Origin of the sequence: Saccharothrix mutabilis subsp. mutabilis, from assembly GCF_039521145.1 — a bacterium.
Taxonomy (GTDB): Bacteria; Actinomycetota; Actinomycetes; order Mycobacteriales; family Pseudonocardiaceae; genus Actinosynnema; species Actinosynnema mutabilis.
This window is the reverse complement of sequence record NZ_BAAABU010000017.1, coordinates 24,517-45,045: the sequence shown is the minus strand read 5'-3', so window position 1 is coordinate 45,045 and position 20,529 is coordinate 24,517. Positions and strand designations below refer to the sequence as shown.

The following is a 20,529-nucleotide window of genomic DNA, read 5'->3' as shown; positions in this document are numbered from 1 at the left end:
GGCGGCGGCCCGGCATCACCAACCGGTCCACCACGTCCGAAGGAGCCACCGGATGCCCGACTACCGCTACCGGCCCGGCGAACTGCTGGTCCATGCCGACGATTGTGACGCGGTGACCGCGCCCCTGGCCGCAGCCGGCTACCGCGAGGCCGGCGGCGCCGGCCGGACCCGACTGTTCACCGGCGGCCGGACCCCCGTCCCGGACCAGCTCGCCGCCCTGTCGTCCCGGCGCGTGTCCCCGAACCACCTCTACACCAGCGACCGGATCATCTGGGGTTCCCTGCGCCCGAGGTGCACCGAGGACTTCCTGGAGGACCTGCCGCCGCTCCGGTCCGGCGACCGGGTGAAGGTCGGCGTGGTCGACACGGGCATCACCCGCCACGACGGCGCCCCGCACCCCTACCTCGACGGCCGCGTCACCTCCACGCCGGAGGACATCGACCCGGTCGTGCCCGACCGCGACGGCAACCCCACCGGCTCGGACGGCCACGGCACCTTCGTCGCGGGCCTGATCCTCCGGGAGGCCCCGCACGCCGAGGTGATCATGAAAGGCGTGGTGGACAGGAGCACCGGCGACATCGAGGACCTGGCCGTCGCCCACGCCATCACCACGCTGGGCGAGCAGGGCGCGCAGCTGATCAACCTGTCCTTCTCCGGCCACACGTGGGAAGACACGCCGCCCCTGGCCATCGAGGACGCCCTGCTGAGCCTGCCGGACCACGTGGTGGTCGTGGCGGCGGCGGGCAACCGCGGCTCGACCCAGGTCGTGTACCCGGCGGCGCTGACCCTGGGCGAGCACCACGCCGAGGTGGTCGCGGTGGGCGCGGCGCAGGTCGTCGGCAACGACCCGGCGACCGTGGCGACGTTCAGCAACCACGGCCCGTGGGTCTCGGCGTACTCGGACGGGGTGGACCGGACGGGCCCGTACTTCGTCCCGGGCTACCCCACCACCTGCCGCCACGACGACCGCCCGTTCACGGGTTGGGCGCGGTGGAGCGGCACGTCCTTCGCCGCCGCGACGGTGACCGGACGCCTGGCGGCGGTGATGGCGGAGAGCCGGATCACCGCGAGGGAGGCCTGGGCGGCGCTGAAGGACGAACCCGAGGACACCGGGGCGCCGAACAAGATCAGGGTCCACCACGTCAACGGCGAGCAGGTCTGCCCCCTGGTCCGCCCGCGCTAACGAGCCCCCAGCGGGGCGAGGTGCGGGCGGCGGCTGGTGACCGCGGCGTAGACGCGGGTGGTCTTCTCCGCCACGCAGCTCGGGCTGTAGCAGGTCCGGGCGCGGTCGGCGCCGGCGGTGCCGTAGGCGTCGCGCAGGGCCGGGCTGACCAGCAGGCGCCGCACCGCGCGGACCAGGGCGGGGCGGTCGTCGCCCGGCACGACCACACCGGTCACGCCGTCCACCACCAGGTCCGCCGCCCTGCTCGTGGCCGGGGCCACGACCGGCACGCCGCACGCCATCGCCTCCAGCACGCCCGGGCCCGCCGCGGTGCCGACCACCAGGTCCGCCGACCGCAGCAGGCGGGGCAGGGCCCGCTCCGGCAGGTCGGTGGCCAGGCGGACCCGGGAGCGCACGCCGTGGGCGTGGGCGAGCGCGGCGAGCCGGTGCGCCTCCGCGCCCGCGCCCGGGGCACGGCCGCCGACCACCACCAACTCGGCGTCGGGCACCGCGGACAGCGCGCCGACCACCTCGTCCAGGCCCGAGGTCGGGCGGAGCGGGCCCACCGAGACCAGGCGGTGCCGCAGGCGGCGGGTGTCGCCGGGGCCGTCGGGGGTGAAGCGGTCCACGTCGACCATGTCGGGCATGGTGGTCAGGTTCGGCCGGGGCACGCCCATGCGCAGCAGGTCCGCCGGGTCCACGCGGCCGTGGGCCAGCACGTGCGCCGCCTGCCGGACCACCATGCGTTCGAACGCCACCCGCTTCGGGTGCACGGCCACCCCGGTGCGCCGCAGCCGGACGCCCAGGTCGTGGCAGCTCTGCACCACCGGGACGCCCAGCCCGCGCACCGCCAACAGGGCCGCGACCCCCGAGGTCCAGTCGTGGGCGTGCACCACGTCCGGCGGGTCTTCCGACCAGTGCCGCTCCAGCACGCGGACGCACTCGTCCAGGTCGGTCGGCGTTCGCACGCACCCGGGGCGCGACGGCGTGTCCGAGTAGACCGCGACCCGGTGGCCCAGGCTGGACAGCCCTTCGGTCAGGGCCGCCGGCCGGCCCGTCAAGCCGGTCCGCAGGGCCACGACAGCGATGCGCACGGTTTCCACCCCGGTCTCGCTCCGGCGACCGCGGGCGGCGGGGCGGCGGTGGTCGGCGGGAACGGACACCCTGCGGCGAACCGTCCGCGACGCTCGTTCCCGGCCGTCCGCGGTCGTTCGACAGGCTGCCTGTTCAACCCTTGGTCACCGACCGTACCCAGGGGTGAGCGGGTCCGCCACTCAGAGTGCCCGCACCCGACGACGTGGTTGGGACGCCGCGCACGGGTAACCACGGGGCGTACGCGCGAACGCCCGCCGAACCACGGACGGAAGGCGACCCATGGCCGACCACATCCCACCCGGGACCGGGCCGCTGCGCACCGACGGCGCGGACCTGGCGACCCACCTGACCTCCATCGCCCGGCTCCTGCAGCAACAGGGCGGCGAGCAGGACACGATGGACGCCATCGTGCGCGCCGCCGTGGGCACCGTGCCGGGCGCCGAGCACGCCGGGATCATGTCGGTGCTGGGCCGGCGGGAGGTGCGGACCGTCGCCGCGACCGGCGAACTGCCCCACGACGTCGACCAGGTCCAGTACGACACCGGGCAGGGCCCGTGCCTGGCGGCTCTCTACGAGGAGAAGATCGTCTCGGTGCCCGACCTGGCCCACGAGCCCCGGTGGCCCGCGTTCGCGACGCGGGCGGCTCAGCTGGACGTGGGGTCCATGCTGTCGTTCCAGCTGTTCGTGCAGGACGACGACCTCGGCGCGCTCAACCTCTACGCCGCGCGGGCCCACGCGTTCGACGACGAGTCCGAGCACGTCGGCAGCCTGTTCGCCGGGCACTCGGCCATCGCCCTGGCCACCGCCCAGCAACGCGAGCACCTGGGCGAGGCGGTGCGCACCCGCGACTTGATCGGGCAGGCCAAGGGCATCCTGATGGAGCGCCACAAGCTCACCGCCGACCAGGCGTTCGCCGTGCTCGCGCGGGCCAGCCAGCTCACCAACTCCAAGCTGCGCGACATCGCCGAACAGCTCACCCGGACCGGCGAACTCCCGACCCGACCGAGTGACGACCGCTGATCACCTCCCCCGCGGTTGAGAAAGCGATCTCGGGGGTAAGCCGGTGGGGTACAGCGGAGGCGGAGCGAGTGGTGCGGCCGATGTCCCCCGACGTCCCGACCACCGGCCCCGCCCCCGGCCGACGAGCGGACCTCAGGCGGTCCGCGGTCCTCGCCCGACCGTGCCGAACGGTGACCGCACCATGAACGAAGACCACGCCGCCCACGGGCGACCCCCGGACCACGCCGCCGACCGCGCCGCCGAACAGCAACGCAGCCTCGTCCAGGCCTGGCAGCGCTCCGAGCTGTCCACCGAGGAGCTGTGGCTGCGGTACTTCGGGCTGGGCGGCGAGGCCGGGTTCCTCGACGTGGACGCCTACGTGCACGGCCTGGGCGGACTGGCCCCGCTGGAGCGCGACGTGCTCGCCCACGCGGTCAACGAGCGCCTGGACGAGCTGGCCTGGGCGCACCGCGCCGGCTACAGCCGCCCCTACCGCGACAGCACGCCGCGCAGCGAGCCCTTCGCCGCCCTGGTCCGGCTGCTGGAGGGCAGCGAACTGGCCCCGCCGGACCGGCTGCCCGCCGTCGCGGAGGCCGCCGCCAAGGCGCTCGGCGTGACCATCACCGTGCGCCTGGTCGACTACGAGCAGCGCCTGCTGCGCCCCATGGCCTTCCCGGGCCGGCCGACCGGCCCCGCCGAGGCGCTGGAGGACGCGGACACCACCCTGCCCGGCCGCGCCGAGGCGCTGGACGCGGACACCACCCTGCCCGGCCCGACCGAGGCGCTGGAGGTGGACACCACCCTGGCCGGCCGCGCCTACCAGCAGGTGCGGATCTTCCCGGCGGAGGGGCCGGGCGGCCCCCGGCTGTGGGTGCCGCTGCTGGACGGCGCGGAGCGGCTGGGCGTGCTGGAGGTCGAGGTCGAGGACGGGGACGACCTGCACGACCCGGGCCTGCGCACCCAGTGCCGGTGGCTGTCGATGCTGCTCGGCCACCTGGTGACCCTGCTGTCCCAGTACGGCGACGGCGTGGACCGCACGCGACGGCCCGAGAAGCGCACGGTCAACGCCGAACTGATCTGGTCGCTGCTGCCGCCGCTGACCGCGGGCGTGGACAGCTTCGTCGTCTCCGGCGTGCTGGAGCCCCGGCACAGCGTGAGCGGCGACGCGTTCGACTACGCCCTCTCCGAGACCACCGCCACCCTGGTCGTGCTCGACGCCGACGGCCGGGACGTGCGCAGCGGCCTGGTCGCCGCCGCCGCCCTCTCCGCGCACCGCAGCGCCCGCCACGCGGGCCTGGGGCTGGTCGAGCAGGCCCGCACGATGGACGAGACGTTGCGCCGCCAGTTCGGCGGGGACGTCTCGGCCACCGCCGTCCTGGTTGAGCTGGACCTGGCCACCGGTCGGCTGAGCTACCTCAACGCGGGCCACCCCCGCCCGCTGGTGCTGCGCGGCGGGCAGGGCGGCTTCCCGCTGGCCGGGGGCGGTTGCCGCCCGCTCGGGAGCGGGCTGGACGAGGTGGCCGTCGGTGAGGAGGTGCTGCGGCCGGACGACTGGCTGGTGCTCTACACCGACGGCGTCACCGGGGCGAGCGACGCCGGCGGCACACCGTTCGGCGAGCCGCGCCTGGTGGACTTCCTGCGCCGCGAGGCCGCCGCCGGCAACCCGCCCCCGGAGACCGCCCGCCGGCTGGTCAGGGCCGTGCTGGCGCACCAGGGCGGCACGCTGCGCGACGACGCGGCCGTCCTGCTCGCCCGCTGGGCCCACCCGGACCGCATCCTCCCGTGACCGTCCACAGTAGACACTGATGTCACCGGGTCGGGTCCGTCGCCGCCGAGTCCGTTTCGGTCGTCCGGGCTGGGGAACCTTCCGTCCATGTGGCTGTGGAGACCGCCTGGGGTGTACCGCCCGCAGGAGGACACGTGGCTGGCGGCGGAGGCCCTTTCCGTCGCCGGCGTGCCCGAGGGGGCACGGGTGCTGGACGTCTGCACCGGCACCGGGGTGCTGGGCGTCCTGGCAGGACTCGCGGGGGCGCGCGAGGTGACGGCCGTGGACCGCAGCAGACGCGCGGTGGTCGCGGCGTGGTGCAACGCCCGGGTCCGCGGCGTGCCGATCCGCGTGCGGCGCGGCGACTTCGGCGACCTGGTGGGCGCCGGCACGTACGACGTGGTGCTGGCCAACCCGCCCTACGTCCCCGCGCCGAGCACGCCCGAGCGCGGCCGGGCCGTCGCCTGGGACGCCGGGCCGGACGGGCGGTCGGTGCTGGACCGGCTGTGCGCGGTGCTGCCGTTGTTGCTGGCGGACAAGGGGATGGCGTTCATCGTCCACTCCGCACTGGCCGATGAGGACCGGACGCTGCACCAGCTGCGCGGCGGCGGGCTGAAGGCGGCGGTGGTGGCGCGGCGGGTGGTCCCGTTCGGACCGGTGCTGCGCGGGCGGGCGGAGTGGTTGCGCGCCAAGGGTTTCGTCGAACCCGGGCGGGACCAGGAAGAACTCGTGGTGGTGCGGGCGGACGCGGCGTGAGGGCGCCGGGTCCGCACCGCGCGGACCCGGCCCCCGCACCACGTCACCCGGCGCCGCACCGTCACCCGGGGCCGGACCACGTCACAGGGGGCGCAGCAGGGAGCTGTGCCCGGCGTCCCACGCGCCCAGCAGGTGGTCGGCCAGGCGCTGCTCCAGCAGCTCGGTGGCCCGGATGCCGAACACGACCGACCCGGCCAGCGCCGGTTCCCGCGCCACCAGGTCGCCCACCACGTCGTGCCGCATCACCTGCTCGTGCACCGCGTCGGCCTCGATGTGCTCGGTGAAGAACTCGACGCAGTCGGGGTGGGCGTTCATCCGGGTCAGCGCCTTGGCCATGCGGGCGGCGCTGGGCGCGGTGGTGATCTCGGCGGCGGCGAAGTGGCCCACCAGCGCCCCGCGCAGGCCCTGGTGCAGGCCGCACAACGACATCAGGTTGACCGCGGCCAGCATCGGCGCGGGCACGTGCTCCAGGTAGTGCAGGTAGCCGGTGGCCAGGCCCGCGCCGGCGAGCAGCCGGGCGTAGAGCTGGGAGTGCATCCGGTCGCCGCGCCCGCCGCCGAACTCGTCGAACTCCACGGCCACCAGGGCCGCCTTGGCCTTGCCGGACAGGCGCGGGATCACCCACGCGTGCGGGTCGGCCTCCTTGAGGTGGTAGACCGACCGGTGCACGAGGTACTCGCGCATCTGCCACCACTCGCCGCGGTCGCGCAGGAAGTGGCTGACCCCGGCGCCGTCCACCGGTTCCACCAGCAGGTCGTCCAGGGCGTCGGCCAGGTCCACCCGGTCGGCCAGGTCGGCCTCCAGCGCGGCGCGGAACACCCGCTCCAGCTCGGCGCGCAGCCGCAGCAGCTCCGGCTCCCACTCCCACTCGGGTGAGACGTCCCGCCAGCCGCGGTAGTGCAGCTCGTAGAGGACGTGCAGGGCGAGGTGCAGGTCCTCGCCGTACGGGTCGGCGGCGCCGGCCTGCTCCAGCGGCAGGTCGGCGGCCGGCGGGTCGGCGCGCAACGCCTCCACCACCGCGGCGGACACCGGTCCGCGCGCGGCCGGGAGGACGGGGATCTCCAAGGCCAGGGTCACGACGGCGGGTTACCCCCTCCGCCGCCGCCGATGCACGCCCGCGCGAGGGCGTCCACCACAGCGACCAGTCCCCCGGCCGCCGCCCGCCGCTGCAACCGCGCGCCGCCGTCCCCGCGCGGCACGTCCGGCAGCCCGGCGTGCCGGACCAGCGCGGTGACCAGGTCGGTCGCCGGGACCCGCACCCCGCGCCGGGGATCGACGCCCGGACCGTCCAGCCCGTACCGGGCGGCCGTCCACACGGCGGCGGCCAGCACCTGGTCGTCCAGCACCGGACCCTCCCGGCCCGCCGCCAGGTCGGCCAGCGCCCGGTCCACCAGCGCCCGGGTCAGCACGGCCTGCGCCACGGCCGCCTCGACGCACGCGGCGGTGTCGGCCGCCCGCACCTCCACGGTCGGGTACTTCGCGGACAGGCGCGCCAGCCAGAAGCTCATGCCGGCGTCCACCACCACCCCGCAGTCCACCAGGCGCGCCACGGCGGCGTCGTACTCGTCGGCCGACCCGAACCGCGGCGGCACGCCCGAGCCGGGGAACCGGGACTGCTCGACCATGCGCCAACTGCCGAACCCGGTGTCCCGGCCGTGCGCGAACGGCGAGTTCACCGACAGGGCCAGCAGCGTCGGCAGCCACGGGCGCAGGTGGTTCACCACGGCCACGGCGGTGTCCCGGTCCGGCACGCCGACGTGCACGTGGCAGCCGCAGCACTGGTAGTCGGCGACCTGGCCGCCGTAGAGGTCGGTGATCCGCCGGAACCGCTCCTGGTCCCGGCGGGGCGGCGGGGTCGCCCCGAGCACCGGCGCGCCGGCCGGGACGAGCAGCGCGCCCACGTCCCGGGCCGCCCGGTCGAGCGCGCGCTGGCCCGCGGTGAGCTGGTCGGCGAGCTGCCCGGCGGTGGTGCACACGCCGCTGGCGAACTCGACCTGCGTGGCGTGCAGCTCGCCGTGCACCCGCCCGGCGCGCAGGCCGCCCACCCGCGCCAGCACGTCGTCCGCGCACGGCACGGGCCGCCGGGTCTCGGCGTCCACGAGGAGGAACTCCTCCTCCACACCCATCGTCGAACCGGGCCGGTCCAGCACGAGCCTCCTTCGGTCGTCCCCTGACCGGTCGATACCCGGCCCCGCCCGTGACGAACCGCGACCGCCCGTGCGGGTGGGATTGGCGGGTCACCGGCCCGGGAACCCGCCGGGTGCGCCCCGCGGCGCGGGTCCGCGGGGTGGCCCGAGGCGGCGATGGCGGATGAGTTCGGCGATGAGCGTTTCGGAGCTGGTCGACGCGGTGGATCGCGCGATCCGCACCGCGTTGAGCGAGACCTGCCCACCCCACGACCCGGCCACGTGCGCGCGCTCCGCGCACCTCCGCCTGGTCGAGGCGCTCAAGTCCACCCACCAGGGTGACGAAGGCCTGCCGGGAGCGGCTCAGGCGTGCGTGGACGCCGCCTGCGAGCACCTCCGGTACGGCGAACTGCTGGAAGCGCGCATCCTGCTGACCGCCGCGCTCGGCCAACTGGCCCCGAACCGGAGCCCGGCGGGCGGCGCAGCGGCTTCAACCCGGCGGCGGCGGGGTAACCGTCCGGCATGACCGAACCCGGCGACGCGCCGCTGAACCCGGACCCGCCCCCGTCCCCGGGCACCCCGCGCCTGGAGGACCTGGACGTCGAGGTGCCGGCGGTGACCCGCGAGACACCGACCACCCAGGACACCGACGAGGAGGCCGGGACCGTCGAGCCGCCCGACTGAGCCGGTCAGGGGCGGAGCGGGCGATGCTCCGCCCCGACGCCGACGCGCGGGAAGCCGGGCGCTGCCGTCAGCCGCCGGAGGACGCGCCGTCGCGCAGCCAGGACGGCGTGTGCTCCTCCGCGCGCGGGAACAGTTCGAGCTCCCGGGCGTAGGCCTCGGCGGGCGGCGGCGTGCCGAAGTCGGGCAGGTCGGTGCGGTTGTAGTCCACCGAGTACTGGTCCGGGTAGTCGAGGCGGAGGGTGGCCTGGAACCACGTGCCGCGGTCCGGGCGGGCCATGCCGGCGCGCAGCGCGGCGAACCGCTCCTTCACGTCGTCGTCCGGCGGGACCCACCCGTACAGGCCGCCGTTCTCCATGCGCAGCAGGCCGGAGAACGCGACGTACTCGCCCACCGCCGCGTACACGAGCTGGAGGTGGCTCCACCCCGCGGGCAGGTCGAACACCAGCCGTTCGGTGATCCCGGCCAGGACCTCGCCCTGCGCTTCGAGGCTGAGTGGTTCGGTCATGCGCGTCAGTATCCCTCACTCGTGTCGGACAGCCGCGCCCGCAGCCACTCGGGGACGTGCTCCGGGGCGCGCGGGTAGGTGGCCTGGTCGTTCGCCCACGCCTCGACCGGGAGGTCCGGGGACCAGCGCGGGTCGCGGTCGAAGTTGAACAGCACCCGGTACTCCTGCGGCGGGTCCACCGTGTAGCGCAGGGAGAACCACGTGCCGGCGCCCGGCTCGTACATCAGGTCGCGCAGCTCGCGCAGCGCGGGCTCGACCGTCGGCGGCAGGTCCACCGCCACGGCCTGGCCGCCGGGCCGCAGCACGGTCAGCGTCGAGTGTCCGTAGTGGACGTTGCCCCAGTACTTCAGGTCGATGCGGTGCCAGCCCTCCGGGGCCGCCGCGACCAGGTCGAACCCGACCCGGTGCAGCAGCCGTTCGCCTTCCTCACGGGGTTCCCGCCGGTGGCGGGGTGCGGAAGTTGGGGTGTCGGGCCTGTTCGGGGACATTGTGGAATGACCTTCCTTCGGTGCGCACCAGGGGCGGGTTGTCCGTGGACAGCGTCCACCGCGCGTGCAGGGCGTCGGGCGTGTGCCGGTCCGGCGTCTGGCGCTCGGCCCACACGTCGAACCGGTCGACGTTCACGCCCCGTTGCTGGCCCATCTTGGTGAGGTCGTTCTCCATGGCGCGCCAGGAGTCGCTGGTCGGGCGCTCGCTCAGCTTCCAGTTGCTGTTCTCGTAGGCCCACTGCGGCACGTGGTTGATCCGCTCGCCGGGACCACCGGCCTCGTAGGAGACGAGGTGGCCGCCCGCGAACCGGTACCACTTCTGCTCGTTGAGCGGCTTGGACTTCTGGTCCAGCTCGCCGGGCAGGTGGGTGGAGCCGGGGCCCTGGCCGCCGGTCGCGATCTGGCCGACATCGGTCTGGAGCTTGCCGTCGTTGTCGATGCCGCCCTCGCCGCGCCGCGGACCCCAGTGCGCCGCGGCACTGGTGCCGGCGGGCGGGTAGTCGGGCTTGCCGCTGGCCGCGATGGTGTCGCCGTGCTCGTCGGTCCGGTAGAGCTGCCGGGGCTCGCGCGGGTCCATGCCGTGGTTCTCCATGTGCTTCGGCCCCACCGCGTAGATGGTGTTGGGGCGCGGCACGTCCCGTTGGTCGCTCCACGTCCGGCCGGTGCCCAGCTCGGGGTTGAAGCCGTGCTCCTGGTTGCCCGACCACGTGTGCACGTGCGAGAAGTTTCCGTCCCCGTCGGTGTAGAACGTGCCGTGCCAGTCGCCGTTCTTGTCGTACACGTCGTAGCGCGTGTGCCGGTCGAGCGGCCCCTTGAGCGAGAACGGCCCGTCGGTGCGCACGTCGTAGTCCCGGACCGGGTCCGCCGTCGTGTAGTGGCCGTCGGCGTTGCCCGGCGGGTCCCAGTCGACCGCGGCCGGGGCGTTGCCCGAGTCGAACCCGTCGAACCGCTGCGGCGGGTGCACCGGCGCGGGCTCCGCCGGGTCGCGCGGCGGCGGCGCGGTGGCGTCGGGCTCGGGCCCGGACGGCCCGCGGGTGTGCGGCACCGGCGCTTCGTAGACGTGGTTGAAGTTGTGGCCGAGGTCGAGCCGGTACACCGCGCCCGGGACGGGCTTGTCCAGGTCGGGGTTGGTCGGCGCGACGTACGGGTCGGTGCCGAAACCCTTGTTGGGCAGGGAGGTCTCGACGTGGGTGATGTTGCGGTCGGCGTCGGTGTAGAAGACGCCGCGCGGGTTGCCGTCGCTGTCGGTGACGACCATCCGCGAGTTGGGCTGGAGCGGGTCGCCGCCGTTGAAGTCGGACACCCGGGTGCCCGGCGGGACCTCCAACGCCACCTCGGGCAACGGGTCGCCGTTGGGTTGGCGCGGCGGGTCCCAGGTGGTCTGGTGCTGCGGGGTCCGGTCGTAGTCCGGGGAGTCGGTGACGGCCTTGACCGGCTTGGCCATGCGGTCGCGGGCGTCGTCGGCGTCGGTGTGGTTGGTGCGGTGGTGGTCGGGGGTGCCGGGGACGTAGCCGTCCTGGCTTGTCTTGGTTTTTGTGCCGTCGGGGCGGTGGGTTTCCCATTCGCCGTTGGGTGGGATTTTGGGTTGGCGGTTGCCGTCGGGTCCGATTTCGGCGTCGCTGGTGTAGACGCGGCCTTTGCTGTCGGTCCAGGCGGGTTTGGTGGGGGCGAGGACGTCGGCGCCGGTGTGGTGGGACAGGCGGCGGGCGAAGTCGTTGGTGCCGGCGTCGCAGCCGATGAGGCGGATGGGGGTTTTGCCGTCCCAGCCGTTGCGGCGCAGCAGGTCGCCGTATTGCTCGGGGGTGTAGGTGTGGTTGCCGATGCGGGCGCGTCCGTCGGGGGTGATGTGGACGTCGGCGGTGAAGTAGCGGGGGTCGTGGGGGACGCGGTGGGGCAGGTCGCCCATGTCGGGGTCGCCGCGGTGGTGGGAGATGCCCGAGGGGGTGGTCTCACCGTGCCGGGCGTGCGCCTCGTCGATGTCCGGCGTGCGGTCCGGGGTGGTGTCGGGGGTGGTGTCGGGAGTGTTCGGGTTGTCTGTTTTGTCCGGGTTGGTGCTGTCCGGGTGGCTGGTGTCGGGGTCGCGGTGTGGGGGTGTCCACGGCTTGGGGTCGTGGGGCGCGTCGGGACGGCTCTGCGTGTCCGGGCGACTCAGCGTGTGCGGTGCGTCGGGGCGGCCCGGTGCGTTCGACGTGTGCGGCGCGTCGGGGCGGGTTGGGGTGTGTGGCGCGTCCGGGCGGCCGGGTGCGTGGGGCGCGTCGGGGCGGCCTGGGGTGTGGGGGCCGGCGTGGGGTGGTCCGTTGTGGATCGGGCCGGGGCGGTTGTGGGGTGCGCCGGGGGCCGTGGGGCCGTGGTGCGGCGGGTTCGGGCCTGGGCCGGGGCGGGCCGGACCTGCGTGCGGAGGGCCTGCGTGCGGCGGGTTGGCGTGCGGCGGGCCTGCGTTCGGGCGGCCGGGGCCGTTGTTGGCCGGGCCATTGTGCGGCGGGCCGGCATGGCTGGGGCCCGCGTGAGGTGGGCCGGAGTGGCTTGGGCCGGTGTGCGGTGGGTTGGCGTGGCTCGGGCCGGTGTGGGGCGTGCCGGGGTGGCCCGGGCCGGCGTGGCTCGGGGTGGGGCCGGAGTGAGGCGGGCCAGCGTGAGCGGGGCCGGCGTGCGGCGGGCCGGCGTGGCTGGGGGTGGTGTGGCTCGGGGGTGTGTGGTGTGGGGAGGTCGGTGTGCGGGGAGGTTCCGGGGTTCGGGCGTGCGGGATGCCGGAGCCCAGGTCGCCGCGGGTGCCGGGGGTTCCGGTCCAGCCGCCTGTGCCGCCGGGGCGCGGGCCGGCGCCGCCGGGTGCGCCGCTGCCCGGGCTGCTGGGGCCGCCGCCGGGGGTGGTGCCGGGCATGCCGCCGCCGGGTGTGCCGGTGGGGGCACCGCCGGTCGGGCCGGTCGGGTTGTGCGGGCCGGGGCTGGTGGGTGTGTGGGGCTGGTCCGGGCGGGCCGGGGCGTCCGGGGTCGCGGCTGCGGCCGAGGTGTGGTCGTAGCGGGTGGGGGTGGGGGCGTTGGGCGGGTTGCCGGCGTTCGGGCCGCCACCGCTGTACGAACCGCCACCACCGCCGCCGGGCGAGCCGCCGCCGCCAGGACCGCCGCCGGGGCCGCTGCTGTAGCCGCCGGGAGTGCCGCCGCCGCCACCGGGCGCGCCGTTGTAGCCGCCGGGGGTGCCACCGCCGCCGGGCGCACCGGCCTGGCCGCTGGGCGTGCCACCGCCGCCGGGACCGCTGCCGGGGCCGCCGCCGGGGGTGCTGTTGTAGCCGGGGGAAGGCTGGCCGCCGGGGCCGCCTCGGTGCTCGCCCACGGGGGTGCCGCCCGGAGCGGGGCGGTAGTCGCTGCTCGGGGAGTTCCCGCCCGGCCCGCCGCGTGTCTCGCCCACCGGGGAGTTACCGCCCGGGCCGCCGCGGTGCTCGCCCAACCCGCGTGGCTGGTCGGAGTCCGGGCTGTTGCCACCCGGGTCCCGGCCCGGGCGCGGAGTGCCGGTCGGGGTGGTGTCGCCGGGGTCGGTGCGGCCCGGGCGTGGGGTGTCGGTGGGGGTCGGGGTGCTTGCGGTGTTGGTCGTGCCTTCGCCGGGGCGGTTGGACGGGGTGGGAGTGTCGGGGTCGCCGTTGCCGGGACTGTTGCCGTCGCCGGTGCTGTCGCCGTCGCCGGGGCTGGAGCCGTCGCCGTCACCAGAGCCGGTGCCGGTGGAGCCGTTGGGGGTGTCCACGTCGGCCTTGCCGGTCTGGAGGAAACCACCCTTCTTGATGTTCTTCGGGTCCAGCACGTCCAGACCCGTCGCCTTGCCGGCGATCTTGCCCAGGACCTTCATCACCTTCTCGAACACCTCGACCAGACGCTTCAGCATCGGCGAGACCTTCTTGATGGTGTTCAACAAGTCCTGGATGATCTTCGCGATCTTCGCCGCCCACTTCGAGATCGCCGTGACCGCCTGCGCCACGATCACCGGGGTGCCGAACCCCAGCGAGAACACCGCCTCCAACACCCAGGCGATCAGCTTCCCGACCAGATCGGCGATCAGGTCGCGCACCATCTCGCGCACGAACCCGACCACCATGCCCATCATCCCGACGACCGTGCCCACCGTCCCGGCCGCCGACGCCGCACCCGCCAAGGCGTCACCATGCGCCGACGCGTTGGTCAGGTACTGCGCCGCCGCCGCACCACCCCACCCGGCGGTCCCGCGCGCGACGGCAGCCTTGTAGTCCTCGGCGATCGACCCGAACTCCTCGGAAACCTTCCCCCACGTCGCCGCGTACGACTCGATCACCGGCGGATTGCCGGCCAGCCAGTCCAGCATGTCCTTCAACGGCTGAACGTGCTCCATCAGGAACGACGCCGCCGACGACATCAACGTCCCGAACGGATCGATCGCCATCGCCGCCGCATCCGCGGCGAGACCGACCATCCCCAGGCCGGCCTCGATCCAGTTGCCGTCCTTGATCCCGTTGAACGTGTCCATCGCCGACTCCGCGATGGAAACACCGGTCGCCCACCCGTTGTCACCGGTGCCGGCGTTGAACACCCCACCCGGCGCAGCGTCCGGCTGGACCACCAGATCGTTCGACCCCGTCACCGTGCACTCCCCCACCGCGGTCCACCCAGACCGGCCTTCGACAACACCAGGCGTCTTCGACCCTCAGACGCAAAATGACACGAACGGTTCCCCGCCGCGTAACCCGAGCGGCGTAACGATCGTCACAAGACCAGCCTAGTGGGTCCCGACCCGCACGGACACGCGTTACGCCCGGTCGAGCAGGGTCAGGTACGCGTCCAACCGGGCCGCACCGGCGAGGAGGTTCCGGCTGCGCGCGGTCAACCTCACCTGCCACGACGCCAGGAAAGCGGTCAACGCGGCCGGCCCGCCCGCCTCGCGCAGCGACGACAGGAACTGCGCCACCTGGTGCAACGAGTACCCGCCCCGCCGCAACTGCCTCGCGATCTCGGCATCGCGCACGCACTCCGGCCCGTACAACCGGTACTCCGTGACCCGGTCGCGCTCGGGGTGCAGGATTCCGGCGACCTCCCACGTCCGCAGGGTCGCCGGGTGCACCTCCAGCCGCCGCGCCAACTCCCCCACGGTCAACGGGCGGCCGACCGCGACCGGATCGGTGGTGGACAGGCTGTCCAACGCGGTCGCGACCTCGGTCCTGGTGGCGCGTTCGTCCAGCAGCGAGACGTGCGCGCTGTCGACGAGCCGGTAGGCGGACTCCCGGTCGCCCCGGTTGACCGCCCGCATGATCTCCATCGCCCGCTGGTGCCCGTGCCCGCCGCGCAACGCCAGGAAAGCCCGCAACGCCTGCGCGTGCACGGCCGTGTAGCGCCGGTACCCGGTGTCGCTGCGCTCGGCGGGCGGCAGCACGCCCTCGTCCTCGTAGTTGCGGACCGCCTGGGTGGACAGCCCGTGCTCGCGGGCCAGGTCGACCGGCCGCACTTCCACCTCCGTTTGAAGCTTCCGACCACGAAACCCAGCTCAAGTTTCCATCGAAACTTCAACGATAGCGTTCACCCCACAGCCAATCGAAAGGGGTTCTCGTGTCCACTGCCGCACTGGACGGCATCGGCCGACCGCTGGACGACCTCGGCCGCGCGATCGACGACCTGATCGCCTCCCGCACCACGCCGCCGCGGGTGCTGGCGCTCGGCGAACCCACCCACGGGATCAAGGCGTTCCCGTTGCTGCGCAACGAACTCCTCCCCCACCTGGTCGAGCGCGGCTACCGGTCGATCGTGCTGGAGACCGACTTCTTCGCCGCCGCCCTCGTCAACGACCACGTCACCGGCGGCGCGGGGGACGTCGACACCGTCCTGGACACCGGGTTCAGCCACCGCTTCGGCAACGTCCCGGGCAACCGCGAACTGGTCGAGTGGCTCCGCGCCCACAACGCCGAGCGCCCGCCGCACGACCACGTCCGCTTCTACGGCTACGACGCCCCGCTGGAGACCGCCGCCGCGCCCAGCCCGCGCCGAGCGCTGTCCGCCGTCCTCGACCACCTGCCCCCGGCACTGCGCCCGACGACCGACCTCGAACCGCTGCTCGGCGACGACGCCGACTGGACCAACCCGGCCGCCATGTACGAGCCGGCGAAGTCCATCGGCGGCTCGGACCGCGTCCGGGACCTGCGCATCGTCGCCGACGACCTGGCCAGCGCCTTGCGCCGCGCCGCACCCGGTCTGCGCCCCGCCGACCCGGACGCCCACGACCTCGCCGTCGCCCACGCGCGCACCGCCCAGGGCCTGCTGCGCTACCACGCCGCCATGGCCAGTCCGGGACCCGACCGGATCTCCACCCTGCTCAGCCTGCGGGCGGAGATGATGGCCGACAACCTGCTCGCGATCGTCGCCCGTGAGCAGGGCCGCGGCCCGAGCCTGCTCTTCGCCCACAACATGCACGTGATCCGCTCGTCGTCGCGCATGCGGGTCGGCGAGCACCACGCGGACTGGGCCGACGCCGGCGCGCTGGTCGCGCCCGTCCTCGGGGACGGTTACCTGGTCGTGGCGACCGACGCCAACCCGCGCAGCGAACCGGGCACCCTCCAGCACGCCCTGGCCGGCGCGACCACCCGCCGCACCCTGTTCCCGGCGCGGGCCCTGCTCGACGCGCTGCCCCCGGGCACCCGCAAGGGCGACCCGATCGTGCCCGGCCACCTCCCGCTCGACCCGGCCGACCTCGACGGGACCGACGCGGTGATCTTCGTCGCCGACACCGACGGGCGGCGCCACCAGTACTGGTGACCGCGCACCCCTCCCGGTTGAGTTCGCGGCGGTGTCGATCTAGGTTGCGGTGGTCGGACGACACCACAGGGGGTTCGGGATGGGCAGGGGTGTGCTGGTCACCGGCGGCAGCCGGGGCATCGGCGCGGCGATCGCGGCGGCGTTCCGGGACCTCGGCGACGACGTGGTCGCACTGTCCTCGGCGGACGTGGACCTCGCCGACCCGGAGTCGGTCGAGCGGGCCGTGGAGGCGGCCGTCGGGACGCTCGGGAAGATCGACGTCCTGGTCAACAACGCCGGCCTGGTGGAACTGGGCACCGTGACCAACCTGGATTACGCGCAGTGGCAGGCGCTGTGGCGGCGCACGTTCGAGGTGAACGTCTTCGGCGCGGCCAACATGTCCTACTGCGTCGCCCGGCACATGATCGACCAGGGCGTCCGGGGCCGGATCGTCAACGTCGGGTCGCGGGGCGCGTTCCGCGGCGAACCCGGCATGCCCGCCTACGGCGCGAGCAAGGCGGCGCTGCACTCGATGGGCCAGTCGCTGGCCGTCGCGCTCGCCCCGCACGGCATCGCGGTGACGTCGGTGGCCCCCGGTTTCGTCGGCACGGACCGCGTGGCGCACATGGTCGACGACGCGGTCCTCGCGCAGAGCCCGTTCGGGCGGGTGGCCAACCCGGAGGAGGTCGCCGCCGCCGTGGTCTACCTGGCCTCGCCGGAGGCGGAGTGGGCGTCGGGCACCGTGCTGGACCTCAACGGCGCCTCCTACCTGCGGACCTGACCCTCGCCGACCTCCCGCGCGAGGTCGGCGAGGGTGGGACCGGTCAGGAGTGCGGGCAGGTGTCCCGGTACTCCGAGATCGCCGCGGATCGCGGGGCCGGGCAGAGGAACTGCTCGTAGCGGGTGTCGTCGTCGATGAACCGCTTGAGCCACGAGATCGAGTACTTCGCGATCGTCGTGTTGGAGCTGTTCGGGGCGTAGTGGCTCGCGCCCGCGAGTTCCAGGTACGCCTTGTCCAGCGTGGCGGGCAGTCCGGTGTAGAACGGCTCGGCGTGCCGCGACACCGAGGCCACGCTGTCGTCCTCCGCGCCGACGATCAGGGTCGGCACCTGGACCGTGGACCACGTCTTGGTGGTGTTCCACGGGGTCAGCGGGATGGCCGCCTGCAACGTCGGCCGGTCCTTCGCGGCTTCCAGCGAGCCGCCGCCGCCCATCGAGTGGCCCATCACGCCCAGGCGCGTCGCGTCCACGCGGGACCGGACCGAGCTGGCCGTGGTCAGGTGGTCCAGGGCGGCCAGGAGCTGGTCGCCGCGCGCGGCGGGCTGGTCGTAGCGGGACAGGGTGTCGATGATGAACACCACGAAGCCCTGCGAGGCCAGGCGCGGACCCAGCCACGACAGGCTCGACTGGCTCGCGGTGTAGCCCGGCGCGATCGCCACCGCGCCGAACGTGCCGTCCGCCGTGCTGGTCGGGTAGTAGATCGTGCCGCCGCCGAAGCCGCGCACGCTCGCGCTGGACACCGTGGTCTGCGCGGTCGCGTACGGCCCGCGGGAGGCCTCGATGCTCGCGGTGGTCGGGGCCGGGCCGCGTTCGTAGGGGTTCTCGGCCGCGCGGGCCACCGGCGCGGCGGAGACGAGGGCGAGGGCCACGCCTGCGGTCAGGGTGCTGCGCAGCCGGGTCTTCCAGGGCATGGAGAGGCTCTTTTCCTTGTGCGGAAAGGACTTGGCGGAGAGAGTCCTCAGTGGACCTGTGGTCCGCGACGAGTCTGACCGCTTAGCTACTCTCGCGTCAAGTACGCGCCGGAAGAGGGCCGTCTCATTTCGTTGAGCGGCTGAACGAAACCGCCGGCACCCGATCGGGCGCCGGCGGCTCGGTAGAGGTCACCGTGCGTAGTGGACGTCCGGCCAGGGCGGGGTCGCCATGCCGCCGCCGATGTGGAAGCTCGGGTGCGGCGGCTGGTTGTAGGCGGTGTTCTGCCAGGCGATGGCGACCCGGTACATCGGGTCGTGCATCAGGGTCGGGATGCGTCGGTCGGTCTGGTTGGGGGTGGAGTAGATGCGCAGCGCGCGGTTGTCGGTGGTGGGCCAGACGACCTCCTCGCGCCAGTCGCCGAGGATGTCGCCGGACAGCGACGGGTTCGACTTCGTGCCGTTGTTCGAGTGCACGCCCGAGCCGGTGAGCAGCCGGGTGTCGCCGCCGGTCCCGTACTTGTCGACGTGCGTCCCGTCGAGCAGCTCGCGGGTCGGGTCGCCGTCCCACCAGAGCAGGAAGTTCGCCGAGGACGGCTTGCGCCCGACGGTTTGGCCGCGGGTGTCGCGCAACTGCGTGTCCGCGCTGGACCACGACTCCGCGCCGGGGCTCCCCGCGTGCACGTCGGCGGACACGCCACGGCCGTTGTCCCCCGCCGGCGCGGTCTGCCACAGGATCTGGCCGGTGCGGGCGTCGGCGAACCACGAGCCGGGCTGGCTGGAGTTCTCCGAGACCTTGTAGTACTCCAGGCCGGGGCGCGCCGGATCGAGGTCGCCCAGGTGGGCGGCGTCGCCGTGGCCGAAGCGGGTGTTCCACAGGCCGCGCCCGGTGTCGTCGATGGCCGCCGCGCCGTAGACGATCTCGTCGCGGCCGTCGGCGTCCACGTCGCCGATGGTCAGCGAGTGGTTGCCCTGCCCGGCGTACGTGCCGTTGCCGGCGGCGTTGGAGTCGAACGTCCACCGCTTGACCAGCCGCCCGTCCCGGAAGTCCCAGGCCGCGATGACCGCTCGGGTGTAGTAGCCGCGGGCCATGACGAGACTGGGTCGCGCGCCGTCGAGGTAGGCGGTGCCGGCCAGGAAGCGGTCCACCCGGTTGCCGTAACCGTCACCCCAGGAGGCCACGTTCCCCCGCGGCGGGTCGTAGTCCACCGTGGACATCGCCGCGCCGGTCAGGCCGTTGAACATGGTCAGGAACTCCGGGCCGGACAGGACGTAGCCGTCGGAGTTGCGGTGGTCGGCGGAGGCGTTGCCGATGACCGTGCCGCGGCCGTCGCGGGTGCCGTCGGCGGTCTTCATGGCGATCTCGGCGCGGCCGTCGCCGTCGTAGTCGTAGACCTGGAACTGGGTGTAGTGCGCGCCGGACCGGACGTTGCGGCCGAGGTCGATGCGCCACAGGCGGGTGCCGTCGAGGCGGTAGGCGTCGATGTGGGTGTTGCCGGTGACGCCGGCCTGCGAGTTGTCCTTGGCGTTGTCGGGGTACCACTTGAGGAAGATCTCGTACTGGCCGTCGCCGTCCACGTCGCCGACGCTGGCGTCGTTGGCGCTGTAGGCGGTGGCCGGGGGTTGGATCGGCACGTCGAGGTAGCCGGAGCCGAAGGACAGCGAGGCCCGGGAGGCGGGTTGCTCGGCGCCGTTGACGACGGCGCGGACCGTGTAGGAGGCGCCGATCGGCCCGCCGGCGTCGAGGTGGTTGGTGGAGGCGGTGATCGGGGCGGGGTTGAGCTTCGTGCCACCTCGGTAGACGTTGAAGGCGACGTTCTGCGGGTCGCCGGCGAGCAGCCGCCAGCTGACCAGGTTGCCGCTGCCCGACCGCACGCTGACCACGCCCCGGTCCAGCCGCTCGACTTGCCTGCGCCCGGTGGGGTCGCCCGGCGCCGGCCCCGGGTCAGTCGTGGTCGTCGTGGTAGTGGTCGTGGTGGTCGTCGTCGTGGCGGTGGTCGTGGTCGTGGTTGGGCCTGTTCCGCCGTCACAGGTGGTGCCGTTGAGCGTGAAGGACGCCGGCGTGCCGACTTCCGTGCCGGTGGTGGTCCCGTTGAACCCGAAGGACGCCGTGCCGCCCGTGGGGATCGCCCGGTTCCAGTCCACATTGGACGCGGTGACGTCGGCCCCGGAAGCCGCGAAGGTCGCGTTCCACCCCTGGCTGAAGCGTTCCGAGCCGGGGAAGCTCCAGGCCAGGCGCCACCCGTCGACCGGGTCGCCGAGGTTGGTGATGGTGACGTTGGCGGAGAACCCGCCCTGCCACCTGTTCTGCACGACGTAGTCGACCGAGCAGCCGGGCGCGGCCGAAGCCACCCCGGCGACCACCAGTCCACCCGTCACCGCGCTGATCGCCGCAGCGGCGGCGATCGCCCGCATTCGGATCGTGGAGAGCACCGTTGCTCCTTCGCTGTCCGAATTCTGGGAGCGCTCCCAGAATAGCGCCGGGACACCCCTTGCCCGGTCGCGGACCATGACAGCACCGGCGGG

Annotated in this window: 17 protein-coding genes; 8 read left to right on the top strand and 9 right to left on the bottom strand. The window is 74.1% G+C overall.

Going from position 1 to position 20,529, the window contains the following annotated elements; translation table 11 throughout:
• Positions 1-52: 52 nt before the first annotated feature.
• Positions 53-1,183, top strand: a complete 1,131-nt coding sequence (locus ABD126_RS28155; protein WP_343936984.1) for a S8 family peptidase — start codon at positions 53-55, stop codon at positions 1,181-1,183.
• On the opposite strand, the gene ABD126_RS28150 is transcribed toward ABD126_RS28155, so the two are convergent.
• On the bottom strand, positions 1,180-2,325 hold the full coding sequence (locus ABD126_RS28150; protein WP_343936983.1) for a glycosyltransferase family 4 protein: 1,146 nt from the start codon (positions 2,323-2,325) through the stop codon (positions 1,180-1,182). The genes ABD126_RS28155 and ABD126_RS28150 overlap by 4 nt on opposite strands.
• 211 nt (positions 2,326-2,536) lie before the next feature.
• Here ABD126_RS28150 and ABD126_RS28145 point away from each other — a divergent pair, with 211 nt between their 5' ends.
• The 3 genes from ABD126_RS28145 (at position 2,537) to ABD126_RS28135 (ending at position 5,777) form a co-directional block, all read left to right on the top strand.
• On the top strand, positions 2,537-3,277 hold the full coding sequence (locus ABD126_RS28145; RefSeq protein ID WP_343936982.1) for a GAF and ANTAR domain-containing protein: 741 nt from the start codon (positions 2,537-2,539) through the stop codon (positions 3,275-3,277).
• Positions 3,278-3,458: 181 nt separating this feature from the next.
• Entirely contained in the window at positions 3,459-5,042 is a 1,584-nt protein-coding gene (locus ABD126_RS28140) for a PP2C family protein-serine/threonine phosphatase (protein WP_343936981.1), read from the top strand.
• 87 nt (positions 5,043-5,129) lie between these two features.
• Complete coding sequence (locus ABD126_RS28135) at positions 5,130-5,777, top strand: HemK2/MTQ2 family protein methyltransferase (RefSeq protein ID WP_343936980.1); 648 nt, start codon at positions 5,130-5,132, stop codon at positions 5,775-5,777.
• A gap of 81 nt (positions 5,778-5,858) precedes the next feature.
• Here the strand turns inward: ABD126_RS28135 and ABD126_RS28130 are convergent, their stop codons facing one another.
• Both ABD126_RS28130 and ABD126_RS28125 read right to left on the bottom strand, forming a co-directional pair.
• Positions 5,859-6,854, bottom strand: a complete 996-nt coding sequence (locus tag ABD126_RS28130; RefSeq protein WP_343936979.1) for an iron-containing redox enzyme family protein — start codon at positions 6,852-6,854, stop codon at positions 5,859-5,861.
• Positions 6,851-7,903, bottom strand: a complete 1,053-nt coding sequence (locus tag ABD126_RS28125; protein WP_425542895.1) for a carboxylate-amine ligase — start codon at positions 7,901-7,903, stop codon at positions 6,851-6,853. The genes ABD126_RS28130 and ABD126_RS28125 overlap by 4 nt, the downstream gene beginning before the upstream one ends.
• Before the next feature lie 196 nt (positions 7,904-8,099).
• Between ABD126_RS28125 and ABD126_RS28120 the strand changes: the two genes are divergently transcribed.
• Both ABD126_RS28120 and ABD126_RS28115 read left to right on the top strand, forming a co-directional pair.
• Positions 8,100-8,429: a hypothetical protein gene (locus ABD126_RS28120; RefSeq protein WP_343936977.1), complete on the top strand. Its 330-nt coding sequence runs from the start codon at positions 8,100-8,102 to the stop codon at positions 8,427-8,429.
• A complete protein-coding gene (locus ABD126_RS28115) occupies positions 8,426-8,587 on the top strand; it encodes a hypothetical protein (RefSeq protein WP_343936976.1) in 162 nt (53 codons plus the stop codon). The genes ABD126_RS28120 and ABD126_RS28115 overlap by 4 nt, the downstream gene beginning before the upstream one ends.
• 67 nt (positions 8,588-8,654) lie before the next feature.
• Here ABD126_RS28115 and ABD126_RS28110 read toward each other — a convergent pair whose 3' ends face one another.
• The 4 genes from ABD126_RS28110 to ABD126_RS28095 all read right to left on the bottom strand — a co-directional run bounded on the left by ABD126_RS28110 (position 8,655) and on the right by ABD126_RS28095 (position 15,035).
• The gene (locus ABD126_RS28110) at positions 8,655-9,092 is read right to left on the bottom strand and encodes a hypothetical protein (RefSeq protein ID WP_343936975.1); all 438 of its coding nucleotides are present in this window, start codon (positions 9,090-9,092) and stop codon (positions 8,655-8,657) included.
• Positions 9,093-9,097: 5 nt separating this feature from the next.
• Positions 9,098-9,580, bottom strand: coding sequence for a hypothetical protein (locus tag ABD126_RS28105; protein WP_343936974.1), 483 nt, complete (start codon positions 9,578-9,580; stop codon positions 9,098-9,100).
• Positions 9,519-14,177 (bottom strand): hypothetical protein, encoded by a 4,659-nt coding sequence (locus tag ABD126_RS28100; RefSeq protein WP_343936973.1) that lies wholly within the window; start codon positions 14,175-14,177, stop codon positions 9,519-9,521. The genes ABD126_RS28105 and ABD126_RS28100 overlap by 62 nt, the downstream gene beginning before the upstream one ends.
• Positions 14,178-14,342: 165 nt before the next feature.
• Complete coding sequence (locus tag ABD126_RS28095) at positions 14,343-15,035, bottom strand: MerR family transcriptional regulator (protein ID WP_343936972.1); 693 nt, start codon at positions 15,033-15,035, stop codon at positions 14,343-14,345.
• A 101-nt stretch (positions 15,036-15,136) separates the two neighbouring features.
• Between ABD126_RS28095 and ABD126_RS28090 the strand changes: the two genes are divergently transcribed.
• Entirely contained in the window at positions 15,137-16,336 is a 1,200-nt protein-coding gene (locus tag ABD126_RS28090) for an erythromycin esterase family protein (protein WP_343936971.1), read from the top strand.
• 79 nt (positions 16,337-16,415) lie between these two features.
• Positions 16,416-17,096 carry an SDR family NAD(P)-dependent oxidoreductase gene (locus ABD126_RS28085; protein WP_343936970.1) on the top strand — a complete coding sequence of 227 codons (681 nt, stop codon included), beginning with the start codon at positions 16,416-16,418 and terminating at the stop codon, positions 17,094-17,096.
• Positions 17,097-17,139: 43 nt separating this feature from the next.
• Here ABD126_RS28085 and bdeA read toward each other — a convergent pair whose 3' ends face one another.
• Together bdeA and ABD126_RS28075 are read right to left on the bottom strand one after the other, a co-directional pair.
• Positions 17,140-18,006 carry a bis(hydroxyethyl) terephthalate hydrolase gene (gene bdeA, locus ABD126_RS28080; RefSeq protein ID WP_343936969.1) on the bottom strand — a complete coding sequence of 289 codons (867 nt, stop codon included), beginning with the start codon at positions 18,004-18,006 and terminating at the stop codon, positions 17,140-17,142.
• A gap of 189 nt (positions 18,007-18,195) precedes the next feature.
• On the bottom strand, positions 18,196-20,436 hold the full coding sequence (locus ABD126_RS28075; RefSeq protein ID WP_343936968.1) for a rhamnogalacturonan lyase family protein: 2,241 nt from the start codon (positions 20,434-20,436) through the stop codon (positions 18,196-18,198).
• Between the last annotated feature and the right edge of the window lie 93 nt (positions 20,437-20,529).

What these genes read in the sequence shown, in the direction of transcription:
- ABD126_RS28145 (WP_343936982.1), top strand. Translation starts at nt 2,537, where the DNA reads ATGGCCGACCACATCCCACCCGGGACCGGGCCGCTGCGCACCGACGGC.
- bdeA (WP_343936969.1), bottom strand. Translation starts at nt 18,006, where the DNA reads ATGCCCTGGAAGACCCGGCTGCGCAGCACCCTGACCGCAGGCGTGGCC.
- ABD126_RS28155 (WP_343936984.1), top strand. Translation starts at nt 53, where the DNA reads ATGCCCGACTACCGCTACCGGCCCGGCGAACTGCTGGTCCATGCCGAC.
- ABD126_RS28135 (WP_343936980.1), top strand. Translation starts at nt 5,130, where the DNA reads ATGTGGCTGTGGAGACCGCCTGGGGTGTACCGCCCGCAGGAGGACACG.
- ABD126_RS28105 (WP_343936974.1), bottom strand. Translation starts at nt 9,580, where the DNA reads ATGTCCCCGAACAGGCCCGACACCCCAACTTCCGCACCCCGCCACCGG.
- ABD126_RS28110 (WP_343936975.1), bottom strand. Translation starts at nt 9,092, where the DNA reads ATGACCGAACCACTCAGCCTCGAAGCGCAGGGCGAGGTCCTGGCCGGG.
- ABD126_RS28120 (WP_343936977.1), top strand. Translation starts at nt 8,100, where the DNA reads ATGAGCGTTTCGGAGCTGGTCGACGCGGTGGATCGCGCGATCCGCACC.
- ABD126_RS28125 (WP_425542895.1), bottom strand. Translation starts at nt 7,903, where the DNA reads ATGGGTGTGGAGGAGGAGTTCCTCCTCGTGGACGCCGAGACCCGGCGG.
- ABD126_RS28140 (WP_343936981.1), top strand. Translation starts at nt 3,459, where the DNA reads ATGAACGAAGACCACGCCGCCCACGGGCGACCCCCGGACCACGCCGCC.
- ABD126_RS28115 (WP_343936976.1), top strand. Translation starts at nt 8,426, where the DNA reads ATGACCGAACCCGGCGACGCGCCGCTGAACCCGGACCCGCCCCCGTCC.
- ABD126_RS28085 (WP_343936970.1), top strand. Translation starts at nt 16,416, where the DNA reads ATGGGCAGGGGTGTGCTGGTCACCGGCGGCAGCCGGGGCATCGGCGCG.